Annotated in this window: 17 protein-coding genes; 9 read left to right on the top strand and 8 right to left on the bottom strand. The window is 72.9% G+C overall.

Features of this window, described 5'->3' with window-relative positions:
* Positions 1-8 precede the first annotated feature (8 nt).
* A complete protein-coding gene (locus ACFU5G_RS02650) occupies positions 9-1,346 on the top strand; it encodes an aminoacyl--tRNA ligase-related protein (protein ID WP_377240510.1) in 1,338 nt (445 codons plus the stop codon).
* Positions 1,347-1,350: 4 nt separating this feature from the next.
* Here the strand turns inward: ACFU5G_RS02650 and ACFU5G_RS02645 are convergent, their stop codons facing one another.
* Positions 1,351-2,007, bottom strand: coding sequence for a hypothetical protein (locus tag ACFU5G_RS02645; protein ID WP_377240508.1), 657 nt, complete (start codon positions 2,005-2,007; stop codon positions 1,351-1,353).
* A 54-nt stretch (positions 2,008-2,061) separates the two neighbouring features.
* Positions 2,062-3,258 (bottom strand): MFS transporter, encoded by a 1,197-nt coding sequence (locus ACFU5G_RS02640; protein WP_377240506.1) that lies wholly within the window; start codon positions 3,256-3,258, stop codon positions 2,062-2,064.
* Positions 3,259-3,387: 129 nt separating this feature from the next.
* Here ACFU5G_RS02640 and ACFU5G_RS02635 point away from each other — a divergent pair, with 129 nt between their 5' ends.
* Positions 3,388-4,986, top strand: a complete 1,599-nt coding sequence (locus ACFU5G_RS02635; protein ID WP_377240504.1) for an ABC-F family ATP-binding cassette domain-containing protein — start codon at positions 3,388-3,390, stop codon at positions 4,984-4,986.
* A gap of 129 nt (positions 4,987-5,115) precedes the next feature.
* Here ACFU5G_RS02635 and ACFU5G_RS02630 read toward each other — a convergent pair whose 3' ends face one another.
* From ACFU5G_RS02630 to ACFU5G_RS02620, 3 genes are read right to left on the bottom strand one after another with little or no spacing between them, the layout of a single operon-like run.
* Positions 5,116-6,063, bottom strand: a complete 948-nt coding sequence (locus tag ACFU5G_RS02630) for an SURF1 family protein (RefSeq protein ID WP_377240502.1) — start codon at positions 6,061-6,063, stop codon at positions 5,116-5,118.
* Positions 6,060-6,311, bottom strand: a complete 252-nt coding sequence (locus ACFU5G_RS02625; RefSeq protein WP_020013111.1) for a hypothetical protein — start codon at positions 6,309-6,311, stop codon at positions 6,060-6,062. Before ACFU5G_RS02625 ends, ACFU5G_RS02630 begins: the two co-directional genes overlap by 4 nt.
* Positions 6,311-6,724 carry a DUF3099 domain-containing protein gene (locus tag ACFU5G_RS02620; protein WP_377240500.1) on the bottom strand — a complete coding sequence of 138 codons (414 nt, stop codon included), beginning with the start codon at positions 6,722-6,724 and terminating at the stop codon, positions 6,311-6,313. The genes ACFU5G_RS02625 and ACFU5G_RS02620 overlap by 1 nt, the downstream gene beginning before the upstream one ends.
* Positions 6,725-6,977: 253 nt before the next feature.
* Here ACFU5G_RS02620 and fabG point away from each other — a divergent pair, with 253 nt between their 5' ends.
* From fabG to ACFU5G_RS02605, 3 genes are all read left to right on the top strand, one after another.
* Complete coding sequence (gene fabG / locus ACFU5G_RS02615; protein WP_377240498.1) at positions 6,978-7,724, top strand: 3-oxoacyl-ACP reductase FabG; 747 nt, start codon at positions 6,978-6,980, stop codon at positions 7,722-7,724.
* 160 nt (positions 7,725-7,884) lie between these two features.
* Positions 7,885-8,655, top strand: coding sequence for an enoyl-ACP reductase FabI (gene fabI / locus ACFU5G_RS02610; RefSeq protein ID WP_377240496.1), 771 nt, complete (start codon positions 7,885-7,887; stop codon positions 8,653-8,655).
* Between the two features lie 17 nt (positions 8,656-8,672).
* Positions 8,673-9,212, top strand: a complete 540-nt coding sequence (locus ACFU5G_RS02605) for a SixA phosphatase family protein (protein ID WP_377240494.1) — start codon at positions 8,673-8,675, stop codon at positions 9,210-9,212.
* Between the two features lie 96 nt (positions 9,213-9,308).
* Here the strand turns inward: ACFU5G_RS02605 and serB are convergent, their stop codons facing one another.
* Together serB and glgC are read right to left on the bottom strand one after the other, a co-directional pair.
* Positions 9,309-9,929, bottom strand: a complete 621-nt coding sequence (gene serB, locus ACFU5G_RS02600) for a phosphoserine phosphatase SerB (RefSeq protein WP_377240492.1) — start codon at positions 9,927-9,929, stop codon at positions 9,309-9,311.
* Positions 9,930-10,120: 191 nt separating this feature from the next.
* On the bottom strand, positions 10,121-11,362 hold the full coding sequence (gene glgC, locus ACFU5G_RS02595; RefSeq protein WP_377240490.1) for a glucose-1-phosphate adenylyltransferase: 1,242 nt from the start codon (positions 11,360-11,362) through the stop codon (positions 10,121-10,123).
* Positions 11,363-11,526: 164 nt separating this feature from the next.
* On the opposite strand from glgC, the gene glgA reads away from it, so the two are divergent.
* Complete coding sequence (gene glgA, locus ACFU5G_RS02590; protein WP_377240616.1) at positions 11,527-12,759, top strand: glycogen synthase; 1,233 nt, start codon at positions 11,527-11,529, stop codon at positions 12,757-12,759.
* A 3-nt stretch (positions 12,760-12,762) separates the two neighbouring features.
* Here glgA and ACFU5G_RS02585 read toward each other — a convergent pair whose 3' ends face one another.
* Positions 12,763-13,524 (bottom strand): hypothetical protein, encoded by a 762-nt coding sequence (locus ACFU5G_RS02585; protein ID WP_377240488.1) that lies wholly within the window; start codon positions 13,522-13,524, stop codon positions 12,763-12,765.
* A 43-nt stretch (positions 13,525-13,567) separates the two neighbouring features.
* Between ACFU5G_RS02585 and ACFU5G_RS02580 the strand changes: the two genes are divergently transcribed.
* The 3 genes from ACFU5G_RS02580 to ACFU5G_RS02570 all read left to right on the top strand — a co-directional run bounded on the left by ACFU5G_RS02580 (position 13,568) and on the right by ACFU5G_RS02570 (position 16,261).
* Complete coding sequence (locus tag ACFU5G_RS02580; RefSeq protein ID WP_036968929.1) at positions 13,568-14,353, top strand: ABC transporter ATP-binding protein; 786 nt, start codon at positions 13,568-13,570, stop codon at positions 14,351-14,353.
* A 212-nt stretch (positions 14,354-14,565) separates the two neighbouring features.
* Positions 14,566-14,994: an NfeD family protein gene (locus ACFU5G_RS02575; protein ID WP_020013101.1), complete on the top strand. Its 429-nt coding sequence runs from the start codon at positions 14,566-14,568 to the stop codon at positions 14,992-14,994.
* A 118-nt stretch (positions 14,995-15,112) separates the two neighbouring features.
* Complete coding sequence (locus ACFU5G_RS02570; protein ID WP_020013100.1) at positions 15,113-16,261, top strand: SPFH domain-containing protein; 1,149 nt, start codon at positions 15,113-15,115, stop codon at positions 16,259-16,261.
* The last annotated feature ends 51 nt before the right edge of the window (positions 16,262-16,312 follow it).

Below are 16,312 nucleotides of genomic sequence, written 5' to 3'. Positions count from 1 at the left end.
AGTGACCCATGGACGTCCATGCACCGAACCAGCAGGCCCCGGCGGGACAGCCCGCCGTCCTCGACCATCGCGACCTCGGCCGCGACATGCGGATCTTCGACACCAGCCCGCTCGTCGGCCCCGGCCTGCCGCTGTGGCTGCCCGCCGGCGCCGCCGTCCGGTACGAGCTGGAGCAGTACGCGCGTGAGGTCGCGCTGCGCACCGGCTGCGAGCCCGTGTACTCGCCCGTGCTCGGCAAGCGCTCGCTCTTCGAGCGGTCGGGGCACTGGGCCAAGTTCGCCGACGACATGTTCCCGCCGATGTCGCTCGGCGACGGCCCCGACGGCGACGCCGACCCCCTCGTGCTGCGCCCGGCCAACTGCCCGCACCACGCGCAGATCTACGCGTCCGAGCCGCGCTCCTACCGCGACCTGCCCGTGCGCTACTCGGAGCTCGCGCCCATGTTCCGCGCCGAGCGGTCCGGGGTGCTGTCCGGCCTGAGCCGGGTGCGGCAGATCAACCTGGACGACGCGCACGTCTTCTGCCGTCCCGACCAGGTCGGCGCCGAGGTGCGCACCGCCGTCGTCGCCGTGCTGGAGGTGCTCGACACCCTAGGCATCGAGGTGTCCTACCTGCGCCTGTCCGGCCGCGACGGGTCCGACAAGTGGCTCGGCGAGCCCGGGCAGTGGGCCGAGGCCGAGGAGGCGCTGCGCACCGTGCTCGACGACGTGGCGTCGCCCGCCGGGCTGCCCTGGCACGCCGAGGCGGGCGAGGCGGCGTTCTACGGCCCCAAGATCGACGTGCAGGTGCTCGACGCCCGCGGCCACGAGGAGACCCTCGCGACCGTGCAGCTCGACTTCAACCAGCCCGAACGCTTCGACCTGACCTACGTCGCCGCCTCGGGCGAGCGGGAGCGGGTCGTGATGATCCACCGCGGCACCGTCGGGGCCATGGAACGGATGGTCGCGTTCCTCCTGGAGCGGCACGGCGGGCGGCTCCCGTTCTGGCTCGCGCCCGTGCAGGTCTGCCTGCTCCCCGTCCGGGGCTCGGCCGGCGGCACCCCCGCCGACGGCGACTCCGACACCGACCCCGTCGTCGAGCCGCTCGCCGACGAGCTCGCCGCGGACCTGCGGTCCCGCGGCCTGCGCGTCCGCGTCGAGCGCGACGGGTCGCTCGGCAACCGGATCCGGCTGGCCCGACGGCGCCGCGACGCGCTGCTGGGCGTCATCGGCGCGCGGGAGGCGGCGTCGGGCGAGCTCGCGGTGACCGACCCGGCGTCGGGCGTCAGGGCCTCGGTGCCGCTCGCGGAGCTGGGCGACCGGCTGGCGGAGGCGGCCCGGCGGCGGGTGCCGCGCGTCGCGCTCTGAGCGCTCAGCGCACCCAGGTGCGCCGGTCGCGGGCCGCGAGGTGGACGATCTCCAGCTCGCGGTCCGTGAGCACCGGCCTGCGGCGCTCGAGCCACGGCACGAGCTCGCGCGTGGTGAGCACCTCCACGCCCTCGCGCGAGCCCTCGACGCGGGGCTCCTTGGTGCGGACGAACACGATCACGGGCTGCACGGTGATCGGTACGCGCGTGGCCGCGCCCAGGATCTCCTGGGTGCGGCGCGCCTCGTTCCACGCGGCCTCGGCGGTGACGTCGTGCGTGGGGCGGTAGATCGTGTGGATCGTGAACACGCCGCCCGGCCCGAGCACGAGCTGGTCGAGCTCCAGGGCGCCGCCGTCGGACTGGACGGACTGGAGGACGCGCCAGGTGGGGCGCCGGGCGGCGAGCTCCCAGAGCTCGCCCGCGGCGGCGCGGGCGCCGGTGATCCGGTGCCGCATCCCGCGGTGGTGCTCGTCAGGGCTGCCGGTCAGCCGGCCGCGCAGCACGGCCGCCGCGTGCTGCCGGAAGTACGTGCGCCGCCGGTCGATCAGGTGCTTCGCCGGCCGGTTCATCGTGAGGTCGTCACCGCCCGTCAGCCTGCCTGCGCGCAGGTGCGGCAGCGCGTCGGCGACGGTGACCGGAACGCTGGTCGTCTCAGGGCCCATGGGGCGGACGTTACGTCCGCGTTGCCAGGTGCGCGCGTTCTGAGGGTGAAGTGATCACCCGGCGCCGGCCGGGAACGCCCGCCGCGCCACGAGCACCACGACCAGCGCGGCCACGACGAGCACCGCGCCCGTGTACGGCAGCGCGGCGGCGCCGCCGACGCCGAGCACGAGCGCCCCGAGCGCCGCGCCGCCGCCGATGCCGATGTTCGCGGTGGCGTTGACCAGCGCCCCGACGACGTCGGGCGAGGCGCCGCGCGTCCGGATCGCCGCGGTCTGGAAGACGGCGGCGACGGCGCCGAAGCCGATGCTCCAGACGGCCGCCGCAGCGAGTGTGCCCACGGTCGCCGGGAACAGGACGCCCAGGGCGAGGACGCCGCCCGCGACGACCGACAGCGTGACGACCGTGGTCTGCCGCGGCCGCACGTCCAGTCGCGCCGCGGCGTACGCCGCCCCGACGAGTCCCAGCGCGCCGATCAGCAGCAGGGCCGGGCCGAGCGCGGCGGTGGCCAGCCCGGCGGCCAGGAGCAGCACCGAGACGTAGGTGTAGACCGTGAAGTGCCCCAGATAGGCCAGGGCGTTCGCCACGCTGACCTGGGCGAGCGCGGTCCGCCGGGCGCCGCGGGCGGCGTCGTCCGGGGGCGCGCCGCCGCCCGGGACGGACGGCAGCAGCAGGGCCGTGAGCACGCCCGCGACGACGCACACACCCGTCAGGACGAGGAACGCGTTGCGCCAGCCGACGGCGGTGCCCAGAGACGTCGACAGCGGGACGCCGAGGATGAATCCGGCCGACGCGCCCAGGGTGACGAGCGCCAGCGCCCGCCCCGCGAGATGCGGGCGCACCAGCCGAGAGGCGTACCCGATGCTCACGGAGAAGAAGACGGCGTGGGCGGCCCCGCCCAGGGAACGGGCCGCGGCGACGACGGCGAACGTGGGGGCCAGCGCGACGATCACGTTGCTCGCCGTGTAGACGGCCAGGGTGCCGAGCAGCAGCGTCTTGCGCGGCAGCCTCCGCGTCGCGGACGTCAGCGGCAGGGCGAGCGCCGCCACCATGAACGCGTACGCCGTGACCAGGAGGCCCGCGACGGACTCCGAGACGGCGAGGTCGTCGCTGATCAGCGGGAGCAGGCCCACCGGCACCAGCTCGGTGGTCACGGCGACGAACGTGGCGAGGGCCAGGGCGAACAGTCCGCCGGCCGCCTCGCGGACATCGCCGGGCTGCCAGCCGGCGGCGTCGGCGCGTGAAGAGGGCATGGGCCCCATGGTGACATTCGTCGCGACCCGCCCGATGCCGGACCCGCACCCCCTAGACTGGACCGGCCCCCGCCGCCGTGGGCCGATCCCTGTCGTACGACCACCCCCTGACCGTGAGGAAAAACCTGCGTGATCACTGCCCATGGCGTCGAGCTGCGCGTCGGCGCGCGCGTGCTGCTGAGCGAGGCCACCTTCCGGGTCGCCTCGGGCGACCGGATCGGCCTGGTGGGCCGTAACGGCGCCGGCAAGACCACGCTGACCAAGACCCTCGCGGGGGAGACCCAGCCCACGGGCGGGCAGATCGTGCGCGGCACGGATATCGGCTACCTGCCGCAGGACCCGCGCACGGGTGACCTCGAGGTCGTCGCGATGGACCGCGTGCTCTCCGCGCGCAACCTCGACCGCGTGATCGCGCAGATGCGCGCGACCGAGGGCGAGATGGCGTCGGCCGACCCGGACACGCAGGCGGCCGCCCTGGACCGGTACCCCAAGCTGGAGGCGCGGTTCCTCGCCGCCGGCGGGTACGCCGCCGAGTCCGAGGCGCAGATCATCACGGCGAACCTCGGCCTGGACGAGCGCGTGCTGGGCCAGCCGCTGAGCACCCTCTCGGGCGGTCAGCGCCGCCGGATCGAGCTGGCGCGCATCCTGTTCAGCGGCGTCGAGACGCTGCTGCTGGACGAGCCCACCAACCACCTCGACGCCGACTCGATCATCTGGCTGCGCGACTACCTCAAGGCGTACAACGGCGGGTTCATCGTGATCAGCCACGACGTCGACCTGCTGCGTGCCACCGTGAACAAGGTGTTCCACCTGGACGCGAACCGGGGCGAGCTCGACCAGTACAACATGGGCTGGGACACGTACCTGGAGCAGCGGGAGACGGACGAGCGGCGTCGTCGGCGCGAGCGGGCGAACGCGGAGAAGAAGGCCGGCACCCTGCTCGCCCAGGCCGAGAAGATGCGCGCCAAGGCGACCAAGGCGACCGCCGCCCAGAACATGATCAAGCGCGCCGAGAAGATGCTCGGCGGCCTGGAGAACGAGCGCGCCGCCGACCGCGTGGCCAAGCTCCGCTTCCCGACGCCGGCGCCCTGCGGGCGCACTCCGCTGACCGCGAGCGGGCTGTCCAAGGCGTACGGGTCGCAGGAGGTGTTCGCCGGGGTCGACCTGGCGATCGACCGCGGGTCCCGCGTCGTGATCCTCGGCTTCAACGGCGCGGGCAAGACGACGCTGCTGCGCATCCTCGCGGGCGTCGAGGACCCGGACACCGGCGAGGTCGAGCCCGGCCACGGCCTCAAGCTCGGCTACTACGCCCAGGAGCACGACACGCTCGACATGGACGCGACCGTCGTGGAGAACCTGCGGCACGCCGCGCCGGACCTCACCGACACCCAGGTGCGCTCGGTGCTCGGTTCGTTCCTGTTCAGCGGGGACGACGCCGAGAAGCCCGCGCACGTGCTGTCCGGCGGTGAGAAGACGCGGCTCGCGCTGGCGACGATCGTCGTCTCCGGCGCCAACGTGCTGCTCCTCGACGAGCCCACCAACAACCTCGACCCGGCGTCCCGCGCCGAGATCCTCGGGGCGCTCAAGACGTACGAGGGCGCGGTCGTCATGGTGACCCACGACGACGGCGCCGTCGAGGCGCTCGAGCCGGAGCGCGTGCTCCTGCTGCCCGATGGCGACGAGGACCTCTGGAACGACAGCTACCAGGAGCTCGTCTCCCTGGCCTGAGCCAGAGCCGACCTACCGCTGGTCGAGCTTGTCGAGACTCCCGGACGCCGGGGAAGCCACTACTCCGCGGGACGTCTACCCGGAGGCACCACGAGGTCTCGACAGGCTCGACCAACGGGTGACCGCGGCTCAGCGCAGCTGCGACTCGATCAGCGCGTCTTCCTCGTCCTCGGCGCTGCGCCGGCGCTCCTTGGGCGCCTTGCGCGCGCGGACCCCTTCGCCGTCGGATGCCTCGCCGGAGGCCAGCAGTAGGTCGCCCGCCGACACGTTCTCCCCGCGCAGCGCCCCGCGCTCGCGGCGCCAGAGCACGATGTACCCGCCCACGGCGCCGAGCGCGAAGATGGCCCACTGGAACGCGTAGGAGAGGTGCGAGCCCGGGTCGGTGTCCGGCTTGGGCAGGGTCGCCAGCGCGATGTCGGGAGCGGGCTGCTCCGACCGCAGCGCGCCGTACGCGCCGACGGTGCGCCCCTCGGCCCACCCGGCGCCGTCGGGCCCGGCGGCGAGCACCTGGGCCGTCGAGATCGCCTGCACCTGGCCGGGCTGTGCGCCACGGTCGGACGGCGGCTCGTCGGCGCGCAGCGACACCACGACGGTCACGTCGCCCGAGGGGGCGTCCGGGACGGCGTCCGGCCCCCGCGCGTCGCGCCCGAGCGGCACGGTGCCGCGGTTGACGACCAGCACGATCTCCTGGCCGTCCGGCAGGCGCGTCTCGAACGGCACCAGCACGTGGTACCCGTTGCGGCCCGCGACGGGCCGGTTGCGCAGCAGCACGGTCGCGTCCGCGACGTAGTGGCCCTCCAGCTCGACCGGGCGCCAGACGTCGGAGTCCGGCACCACCGCGCCTGGCCCGGGCAGGATCTCGTCCACGGGCACCGCGGGCGCCGACCAGTTGTTCTCGATGAGGTCGATCTCGGCCTCGCGGGACTCGTACCGGTTCCACTGCCAGCGTCCGGCGACCAGGCACAGCGCGGCCAGCACCACGGCGGCCACCGCCAGGATCACCCACTGGCGGGTGGTGCGTGGACCGCGCGCGTCGTCGGGCGCCGGGGAGCGTTCGGCCACGGGCGTCTGGCTCACGAGACCCTTTCCAGCTCCGCGACCGGGACGGTCTGCTTCCAGAAGGACCGGGCGCCCAGGAACTGCTCGAGGTGCTCGCGGTGCTCGTCGCAGGCGAGCCACACCTTGCGCCGCTGCGGGGTGTGCAGCTTCGGGTTGTTCCAGAGCAGGCCCCACGCGGCCTGCTCGCGGCAGCCCTTGGCGCTGCAGATCAGCTCGCCGTCGGGAACGGCGTCGGGCGTCCCGCCCGTCAGTCCCAGCACGTCCATCAGTCGTCCACGTGGTTGATCACGCGGCCCGAGCCAGGGCTCAGCCGTCCGGTCCCGTCGTGGGTGCCCTCGTCGTCCGGACGGTCGTCCTGCGACCCGGCCGGCCTGGCCTCGTGCGCGACCGGGGGCGCCTCCTCGGGCAGCTCCTCCAGCATCGGGGCCGCCTGCGGCGTGACGGGGGAGGTGTCGTGCGTCGTGTGGTCGCGGCCGGCGTTGGCGACGAGCACCGCCGAGTACGGCAGCACCACCGCGGCCGCCACCAGGGCCCAGCGCACCCAGCCGTCGACCAGCACGGCGCCGATGATGCAGACCACGCGGATGGACATCTGGATGAGGTAGCTGCGCGTGCGGCGCGCCTGGTCCACCGCCAGCGGCTCGGGGGCCGAGGTGATGGAAGGAACCGGCTCGCTCATGCTGCCAGTCTACGTGCGCCGGACCTCGCCGGACACGACTCCGGCATACCTCACACGATGTGGTGCATGCTGGACGTACAAGAGGTTGTTGTAGGAAACCGACAAGGTCCGGTGGATCCCTGTGGCCCGGCGCGCGCGGCGCGCGTCCGACGCGCGGGGTAGCGTCGCAGCGGACCCGGATCGACCCAGGTCCCGGCCGCGGCCCCCAGCCTTGCGCGGCCCCTTGCGAAAGCCCAGCATCGAGGAGCCTCAGGTGACCACCACGCCCGCCACCCAGAGCATTGCCGCAGGTCCGACCGGCCGTGTCGTCGTCGTGACGGGTGCCGCACGCGGCATCGGCCGCGCCATCGCCGAGCGCTTCGTCGCCGACGGCGACCGCGTCGCCACGATCTACCGCGGCGGGGACCTGCCCAAGGGCGTCGAGCCCTACGTGGCGGACGTCACGGACACCGGGGCCGTCGACGCCGCGTTCTCCGCGATCGAGGCCGACCTGGGCCCGGTCGAGGTGCTCGTCGCCAATGCCGGCGTGACCAAGGACCAGCTCCTCATGCGCATGAGCGACGAGGAGTTCGAGACCGTCATCGACGTGAACCTCAAGGGCACGTTCCGCTGCGTCCGCCGCGCCTCCAAGGGCATGATCCGCGCCCGCAAGGGCCGCATCGTGCTGCTCGGCTCGATCGTCGGCACGTCCGGCGGCCCCGGCCAGGTCAACTACGCCGCCTCGAAGGCGGCCCTGGTGGGCATGGCCCGCTCGATCACCCGCGAGCTGGGCTCGCGCGGCATCACCGCGAACGTCGTCGCGCCCGGCTACGTCGAGACCGACATGACGGCCGCGCTGTCCGACGACGTGCGCAACGGCTACCTGAAGTCGATCCCCGCGGGCCGCTTCGCCACGCCGGACGAGGTCGCCGCCGTCGTCTCGTTCGTCGCCTCCGACGCCGCCGGCTACGTCTCGGGTGCCCTCATCCCCGTCGACGGCGGTCTCGGGATGGGTCACTGACCCGTAGTCTGACGCCGCCACCAGCGGTTTCGTCGGTACATATCCAACATTCCCCGCGCGTGACACGGCGCGGAGTTTCGTTCCACGCTGCAATCCGCATTACGCTCGCACCCAGCACAGGGGTTGCTCCGGCACGCCTGCGCCTGATCGGAAGGACAACATGGGTCTCCTCGAAGGTAAGAAGCTGCTCGTCACGGGCGTGCTGACGGACTCGTCGATCGCATTCCACGCCGCCCGGCTCGCCCAGGAGGAGGGCGCGGAGGTCGTGCTCTCGTCCTTCGGACGGCAGATGAAGCTGACCCAGGCCTTCGCCAAGCGTCTCCCCGTCGAGGCGCCGGTCGTGGAGCTGGACGTCACCAGCCAGGAGGACCTCGACGCACTGGCCGACGCCGTGCGCGCGGAGGGCTTCGAGCGGCTCGACGGCGTCGTGCACTCGATCGGGTTCGCGCCGCAGTCCGTCATGGGCGGCAACTTCCTCTCGGGCACCTGGGAGGACGTCGCCACCGCGCTGCACGTCTCGACGTTCTCGTACAAGTCGCTCGCGGTGGCCGCCAAGCCGCTGATGACCGACGGCGGTGCCGTCGTCGGCCTCACGTTCGACGCGCAGTTCGCCTGGCCCGTCTACGACTGGATGGGTGTGGCCAAGGCCGGTCTGGAGTCCGCGAACCGCTACCTGGCGCGCGACCTCGGCCCTGAAGGAATCCGCTGCAACCTCGTCTCGGCTGGGCCCATCCGGACCACCGCCGCCAAGTCCATCCCGGGCTTCGCGACGATGGAGGACGCCTGGCCGACGCGAGCCCCCCTCGGCTGGGACCAGACCACCGCAGAGCCGGCCGCGCGCGCCGTCGCCGCCCTGCTGTCCGACTGGTTCCCGGCGACGACAGGCGAGATCGTGCACGTCGACGGCGGCGTGCACGCCATGGGCCAATAGATGGGCAGGAGGCACTGATGGGCAGAGCGTCGGGCACGGAGCCCACCACGACGCCGTCACGGCGTCTGGTGTTGCTCCGGCACGCGAAGGCGGAGCCGGCGTCGGAACTTCCCGACGAGTCGCGGCCCCTCGCCTTGCGTGGCCGGGACCAGGCAGGGAAGGTCGGGGCGGCGCTGGTCGCGTCCGGCCTCGTGCCCGACGCCGTCCTCGTCTCCGGGGCGTTGCGGACGCGGCAGACCTGGGACCTCGTGCGCAAGCACCTGGGGGAGCCGTCGGTGTCCTACACCGACGACCTGCTGGGTGCCATGCCGCGCGGCGTCCTGGCGCTGGTGCGTGAGCTGGACCCCGCGGCCCGCACCGTGCTGGTGATCGGTCACGAGCCCGCGATGGCGGGCACGGCCGAGCTCCTGGCCGGGCCGGGCTCGGAGGACGGCGCTCTCGCGCAGGTGCGCGTCGGCGTCCCGACGGCGACCTACTCGGTGCTGGAGGCCGACCTGGCCTGGGCGGACTGGGACCGCAAGACGGCCCGCCTGACCGAGGTCACGCGCCCGGCCTGACGGCTCTGTGTGTCAGACGACGACGGACGTGTCAGACGTACAGGTCCCTCGAGGGACCTGAGGGTCTGACACGTCCGTTCGCGTCTGACAGGTCCGTCAGAGCAGGGCCAGCAGGTTGTCGAGGCGGTCCTCGATCACATACGGGGCCTGCTCGCGCACGAGCGGCTTGGCGTTGAACGCCACCCCGACGCCGGCCAGGCCGATCATGTCGAGGTCGTTCGCGCCGTCGCCCACCGCGACGGTCTGCTCCAGCGGCACACCGGCCTGCGCCGCCCACTCGCGGAGCGTCGCGGCCTTCGCGGCCCGGTCGATGACGGGGCCCACGGTGCGGCCGGTCAGCACGCCGTCGGCGACCTCCAGCCGGTTGGCCCGCACGAGCTCGATCCCCAGCTTGCGCGCGATCGGGACGGCGATCTCCTCGAACCCGCCCGAGACCAGCCCGAACGCCCAGCCGCGCGCCTGGCACTCGGCCACGAGCTCGCGGGCGCCCGGCATCAGCTCCACCGCGGCGCGGACCTTGTCCAGCGCCTCGACGGGCACGCCGGCCAGGGTCGCCACGCGCTCGCGCAGCGATCCGGCGAAGTCGAGCTCGCCCCGCATCGCGCGCTCGGTCACGGCGGCCACCTCGTCGCGGGTGCCCGCGTGCTCGGCGATGAGCTCGATGACCTCCTGGCGAAAGAACGTGGAGTCGGCGTCGGACACGATGAGTCGCTTCACGGGACCCAGTGTGCCGGAGCGCCGCGCAGCGGCGCGGCCCCGTCCACGCACTGCGCACTGGCGGGGCGCGCCCCGGGCCTCAGGGGCACGAACGTAGGAGTAGTGGCGCGCTGGGGGCGCGGAGTGGGGCACCCCCGACGGTGGGCGCCGCGGGGCCGGCCGCAGCCGCGGCCGCAGCCGGCGGGCCGGCGTCAGTCGACGATCGTGCCCTTCGGGACCACCACGAGCCCCGACTCCGTGACCGTGAAGCCGCGCGCGCGGTCCTCGTCGTGGTCGACGCCGATGCGCGCCCGCTCGTTGATGATCACGTTCTTGTCCACGATCGCGCGGTGCACGTGCGCGTAGCGGTGCACCTGGACGTCGTCCATCAGCACCGAGTTGGACACGTTCGACCACGAGTGCAGGTGCACGCCGGGGGACAGCACCGACCCCGCCGCCTGCGCGCCCGAGATGAGCACGCCCGGCGACACGATCGACTCCGCCGCGTGCCCCATCCGGCCCGGGCCCGCGTGCACGAACTTGGCCGGCGGCAGCCCCGTGTAGCCCGTGTACAGCGGCCACTCCATGTTGTAGAGGTTGAAGACCGGGTGCACCGCGATCAGGTCGGTGTGCGCGTCGTAGAACGAGTCGATCGTCCCGACGTCGCGCCAGTAGCCGCGGTCGCGCTCGGTGGAGCCGGGCACGTCGTTGCGGATGAAGTCGTAGACGCCCGCCTCGCCCTCGGCCACGAACGCCGGGATGATGTCGCCGCCCATGTCGTGCCGCGAGTCGGGGTTGGCCGCGTCCTTGGTGACCGCCTCGACCAGCGCGTCGGCGTCGAACACGTAGTTGCCCATCGAGGCGAGGATCTCGCCGGGGGAGTCGGGCAGACCCGTGGGCTCGGTCGGCTTCTCCAGGAACTCCCGGATCTTCGACGGGTCGGCCGGGTCCACGTCGATGACGCCGAACTGGTCGGCCATGTCGATCGGCTGCCGGATCGCGGCGACCGTGGCACGCGCGCCGGACTCGATGTGCGCGTCCACCATCTGCGAGAAGTCCATGCGGTAGACGTGGTCGGCACCGACCACGACCACGATGTCGGGCCGCTCGTCGTCGATGATGTTGAGGCACTGGTAGATCGCGTCGGCACTGCCGAGGTACCAGTGCTTGCCCACGCGCTGCTGCGCCGGCACCGGTGCCACGAAGTTGCCCAGCAGCGGCGACATGCGCCAGGTCTTGGAGATGTGGCGGTCCAGGGAGTGGGACTTGTACTGCGTCAGCACGACGACGTGCAGGTACCGCGAGTTGACGATGTTCGACAGCGCGAAGTCGACCAGGCGGTAGATACCGCCGAAGGGCACTGCTGGTTTGGCGCGGGCGGCGGTCAGCGGCATCAGCCGCTTTCCCTCACCGCCGGCGAGGACGATCGCAAGGACGCGTGGGGCGGAGGCCATACGGTGACATTAAGCCCTTTCCGGCGGTTCCGTCAGGTGGCACGCTGAGACCTGGCGCACGCTAGGTTGGCACCGTGCCCGACGTTCCCGCCGCCCCCGGCCCCGCCCCCCAGCCCGACGCGCCAGCCGCGCCCGACGCGGCCCCCGCCCCGCGCCCGGCCGGCATGCTCCGCGTGGACCTGCTCACCCGCGAGTTCCCGCCGCACGTGTACGGCGGCGCGGGCGTCCACGTCGCCGAGCTGGCCGCCGTCCTGCGGCAGCACGCCGACGTCCGCGTGCGCTGCTTCGACGGCCCGCGCGACGCCGCGACCGAGGCCTCCGGCATCACCGGCTACACGACGCCGACGGCGCTCGCGGGCGCCAACGCCGCCCTGGCCACCCTGGGCACCGACCTCGTGATGGCCGACGACGTCGCGGGCGCCGACCTGCTGCACTCCCACACCTGGTACGCCAACATGGCGGGACACCTGGGCGGCCTGCTGCACGGCGTGCCGCACGTCGTCACGGCGCACTCGCTGGAGCCCCTGCGCCCCTGGAAGGCCGAGCAGCTCGGCGGCGGCTACGCGCTCTCCTCGTGGGCCGAGCGCACCGCGTACCTGGGCGCCGCCGGGGTCATCGCGGTCTCGGCGGGCATGCGGGCCGACATCCTGCGCGTCTACCCGGAGCTCGACCCCGAGCGCGTGCACGTGGTGCACAACGGCATCGACCTGTCCGGCTGGCGGCGTCCCGACGCCGACGACGCCGAGGCCCGCGCCGCCGCGGAGGCGACCGTCCGCCGCCACGGCATCGACCCGGACCGCCCCGCCGTCGTGTTCGTCGGCCGGATCACGCGGCAGAAGGGCCTGCCGTACCTGCTGCGCGCGGCCGCAGAGCTGCCGCCGGAGGTGCAGCTCGTGCTGTGCGCCGGGGCGCCCGACACCCCGGAGATCATGGCCGAGGTGCGGGGCCTGGTCGAGCGCCTGCGCGAGACCCGCACCGGCGTCGTCTGGATCGAGGAGATGCTGCCGCGGCCCGACCTGATCGCCGTGCTGGCCGCGTGCACCGTGTTCGTCTGCCCGAGCGTCTACGAGCCGCTCGGCATCGTGAACCTGGAGGCCATGGCGGTGGGCCTGCCCGTGGTCGGCACGGCCACGGGCGGCATCCCCGAGGTGGTCGACGACGGCATCACCGGCCTGCTGGTCCCGATCGAGCAGTCCGACGACGGCACCGGCACCCCGCTCGACCCCGACCGGTTCGTGGCCGACCTGGCCGCCGCGCTGACCCGCGTGGCCACGGACCCGGCGGGTGCGGCGGCGCTGGGGGCCGCGGGCCGCCGTCGGGCGGAGGACCACTTCGCCTGGTCGGCCATCGCGGACCGCACCATGGACGTCTACCGGCGGGTGCTGGCGAGCGCCTAGCGGTCAGGCCACCCGGCCGTACGTCGCCGCGCTCATCGCGTGCCGCGCCGTGCGGTCCACCTCGCGCAGCGCCGTGGAGCGCTGGTCGACCTGGAAGACGTTGACCGCGCCGCCGTCGTCCACCGTGCCCAGGGCGACGATGGCGCGCAGCCGGTTGGCGAGGTCCAGCACGCGGGCGCGCCGGCCGTCGAGGTGCGGCACCGGCCACGACGACGTGCTGGCGGAGCGGATCCGCTCGATCGCGTCGGCGGCGTCGTCGCGCCAGCGGGCGACGTCGAGCTGGTCCAGGGCCTCCGTGGCCCTCATGAGGCTCGTGCGCAGCTCGCGCTCGGCGTCGGCCACCGAGCCGATGGTGCCCAGCACCAGCGTGGTCCACTCCGGGACCGCCACCACGTGCCACGCGACCAGGTGACCGGGCTCGATGTGGCTGCCGAACGCCTGGACCCTGGGCACGGCGGCCCAGCTCCCGGCGGGCGTCGTGATCACCACGCACTCACCGGCCTCGGTGGCGTCGTGGTTGGCGGCCGCGGGGACGCCCGAGGCGTCACCGGGCGCCGGGAGGAGCGCGCACACCTCGCGCGGCCCCTCCGTCCAAGCCGTGAAGAGGGTGTCGAGATCCGTTCCGTCGGCGAAGCCGGGCAGCCCCTCCACGGTGTGCGGCTCGTCGTCGCCCACCACGGACTTCACGGCGTCCGAGGTGTCGCCTATGCCCTGCAGCCACAGGGCGAGCAGCACGCTCCGGGGGAGGTCCTGTTCGATGTCCACCGCAGCACTGTAGATGACACCTTCTCAGGTAGGGTCGGTGCCCATGAGCTCGGTTCTCCACCTTGCGGGCGTCACCGTCCGTCGCGGCACCTCGACCATCCTCGATTCCGTGGACTGGCAGGTGAACGAGGGAGAGCGCTGGATCGTTCTCGGGCCCAACGGCGCGGGCAAGACGACCCTGCTCCAGATCGTCGCGGCGCGCCTGCACCCGACGTCGGGCACCGCGAACATCCTGGACGCGACCCTCGGCCGGGTCGACGTGTTTGAGCTGCGCCCGCGCATCGGCATCGCCAGCGCGGCGCTCGCCGAGCGGCTGCCGACGGCGGAGACCGTGCGCGACGTCGTGCTGACCGCTGCCTACGGCGTGACCGGCCGCTGGCGCGAGAGCTACGACGAGCTCGACGAGCAGCGGGCCAAGGACCTGCTGGCCTCGTTCGACGTCGACCACCTCGCCGACCGCACCTACGGCACCCTGTCCGAGGGCGAGCGCAAGCGCGTGCAGATCGCCCGGGCCCTCATGACCGACCCCGAGCTGCTGCTGCTCGACGAGCCCGGCGCCGGCCTCGACCTGGGCGGCCGCGAGGAGCTGGTGGCCACGCTGTCCGCGCTCGCGGACGACCCGGCCTCCCCGGTGCTGATCCACGTGACGCACCACGTCGAGGAGATCCCGCCGGGCTTCACGCACCTGCTGCTCATGAAGAAGGCGGGCATCCAGGCGGCCGGCCCGATCGAGGAGGTCCTCACCGCGGACAACCTCTCGGCGGCCTTCGGGCTGCCCCTGGTCGTGGCCCACGGCGGCGGTCGCTGGCTCGCTCGCGCCGCCCGCTGACCGCGTCATTCCGTCACCCCCGGCCCGGAATCTTCCGGGGCTCCGGGAAAACCTTCTGAAACGGCGATTTCACTACCGCTGTGTCAGTGGTCCTTGGTAAAGTCCGGGCAAAGGTCCGAGGTAGCGGTAATTTCACCGCGAGGGCCCGCCGTCGGAGAGGTTCCGACGGCGACCGGTCGCCAACCGGAGTGGACGCTCGGAGGGAGCAACCCATGGCGTGGTTGTGGTGGGTAGGGGCGGCGCTGATCTTCGCGCTGATCGAGCTCTTGTCGTTGGACTTCGTCTTCATCATGTTCGCGGGCGGCGCGCTGGCCGCGGCCGTCGCGAACGGCGCGGGAGCCCCGCTGTGGATGCAGGCCATCGTGTTCGTCGTGGCGTCGGTGGTGCTGCTCGTGACGCTTCGGCCCACGCTGATCCGGCACCTGCGCAACAACACGCCGAAGGCGCCCACCAACGCCGAGGCGAACGTGGGTCGCACGGCATCGGTGGTTCAGGAGGTCAGCACCGCGTCGGGGCTGATCAAGCTGAGCGGAGAGGTCTGGAGCGCGCGCTCCGTGCCCGGGTCGCCTCTGCTGCCCGCCGGCACTAGCGTTCGTGTGGTCCAGATCGACGGCGCCACCGCCGTCGTCGAGCCGGCGTAGCCGCCTGGCGCCTGGGCGCCCCTTTTGTGTTGTCCCAGACAGTCCTGTCAGAAGCGTTTCGTGCGCATCAGAAGCGTCAAACCGCCTGCGGGCCAAGGTGCCCGCGTAAGGAGAACTCGTGGAGTCATTCGGGCAAGTCCTGCTCTATCTGATCATTGCCCTGGTCGTGATCGTCGGTATCGTCGCGGTGATCCGCGCCGTGCGGATCGTTCCTCAGTCGGTGGCGCTCGTGGTCGAGCGCCTGGGTCGGTACTCCAAGACGCTCGACCCGGGCCTGCACGTGCTGGTGCCGTTCGTGGACCGTGTCCGCGCCGGTGTGGACCTGCGCGAGCAGGTCGTCTCGTTCCCGCCCCAGCCCGTGATCACCAGCGACAACCTGGTGGTCGAGATCGACACCGTCATCTACTTCCAGGTGACGGACGCCAAGTCCGCGGTCTACGAGATCGCGAACTACATCACCGCCATCGAGCAGCTCACCGTCACCACGCTGCGTAACGTGATCGGCTCGATGGACCTCGAGCAGACGCTGACCAGCCGTGACCAGATCAACGGACAGCTGCGTGGCGTGCTCGACGAGGCGACCGGTCGCTGGGGTATCCGCGTCAACCGCGTCGAGCTCAAGTCGATCGACCCGCCGCCGTCGGTGCAGGGCTCCATGGAGCAGCAGATGCGCGCCGAGCGTGACCGGCGTGCCGCGATCCTCACCGCGGAGGGTGTCAAGCAGTCCGCCATCCTCACGGCCGAGGGTCAGAAGCAGTCCGAGATCCTGAAGGCCGAGGGTGACGCCCAGGCGCAGATCCTGCGCGCCGAGGGTGAGTCCCGCGCGATCCTCCAGGTCTTCGAGGCCATCCACCGCGGTGACGCCGACCCGAAGCTGCTGGCCTACCAGTACCTGCAGACGCTGCCGCAGATCGCGAACGGCACCTCGAACACCACCTGGGTCATCCCCACGGAGTTCACCGCCGCGCTGGGCAACATCGCCTCCGGCTTCGGCGGCGGTGCCGGCCCGGCCGTCCCGCCGCCCCCGCCGGGCGAGGGCCCGACCGGCCCGCGCGGGCCGATCGACTCCGTGCTGGACGAGCCCCTGCTGCCGGACCCCGCCGAGGCGCTCGCCGAGGCGCAGCGGCAGGCCGAGGCCGCCACGGCCGACGCGACGAGCGCCGGCACGCGGTCGGGCGACCCGTTCGACACCGAGTCCGAGCGCGGCCAACGCCCGGGCGGTTCGACGCCGCCCCCGCCGGTGCCCCCGGCACCGCCGGCCGGCTGAGGTAGAACCCTGGCGAAGTAGAACGGCAGACAAACAGTGGGGCCGGAGCAC

This window comes from Promicromonospora sp. NPDC057488 (assembly GCF_042802395.1).
In the GTDB taxonomy this organism is placed as follows: Bacteria; Actinomycetota; Actinomycetes; order Actinomycetales; family Cellulomonadaceae; genus Promicromonospora.
The sequence above is the reverse complement of the archived record's forward strand: the minus strand, read 5'-3'. Positions and strand labels throughout refer to the sequence as shown.

Excerpts from the sequence above, each read along its gene's own strand:
- ACFU5G_RS02650 (WP_377240510.1), top strand. The coding sequence starts at position 9 with ATGGACGTCCATGCACCGAACCAGCAGGCCCCGGCGGGACAGCCCGCC.
- ACFU5G_RS02645 (WP_377240508.1), bottom strand. The coding sequence starts at position 2,007 with ATGGGCCCTGAGACGACCAGCGTTCCGGTCACCGTCGCCGACGCGCTG.
- ACFU5G_RS02640 (WP_377240506.1), bottom strand. The coding sequence starts at position 3,258 with ATGCCCTCTTCACGCGCCGACGCCGCCGGCTGGCAGCCCGGCGATGTC.
- ACFU5G_RS02625 (WP_020013111.1), bottom strand. The coding sequence starts at position 6,311 with ATGGACGTGCTGGGACTGACGGGCGGGACGCCCGACGCCGTTCCCGAC.
- ACFU5G_RS02620 (WP_377240500.1), bottom strand. The coding sequence starts at position 6,724 with ATGAGCGAGCCGGTTCCTTCCATCACCTCGGCCCCCGAGCCGCTGGCG.
- fabI (WP_377240496.1), top strand. The coding sequence starts at position 7,885 with ATGGGTCTCCTCGAAGGTAAGAAGCTGCTCGTCACGGGCGTGCTGACG.
- ACFU5G_RS02605 (WP_377240494.1), top strand. The coding sequence starts at position 8,673 with ATGGGCAGAGCGTCGGGCACGGAGCCCACCACGACGCCGTCACGGCGT.
- glgC (WP_377240490.1), bottom strand. The coding sequence starts at position 11,362 with ATGGCCTCCGCCCCACGCGTCCTTGCGATCGTCCTCGCCGGCGGTGAG.
- glgA (WP_377240616.1), top strand. The coding sequence starts at position 11,527 with ATGCTCCGCGTGGACCTGCTCACCCGCGAGTTCCCGCCGCACGTGTAC.
- ACFU5G_RS02580 (WP_036968929.1), top strand. The coding sequence starts at position 13,568 with ATGAGCTCGGTTCTCCACCTTGCGGGCGTCACCGTCCGTCGCGGCACC.
- ACFU5G_RS02575 (WP_020013101.1), top strand. The coding sequence starts at position 14,566 with ATGGCGTGGTTGTGGTGGGTAGGGGCGGCGCTGATCTTCGCGCTGATC.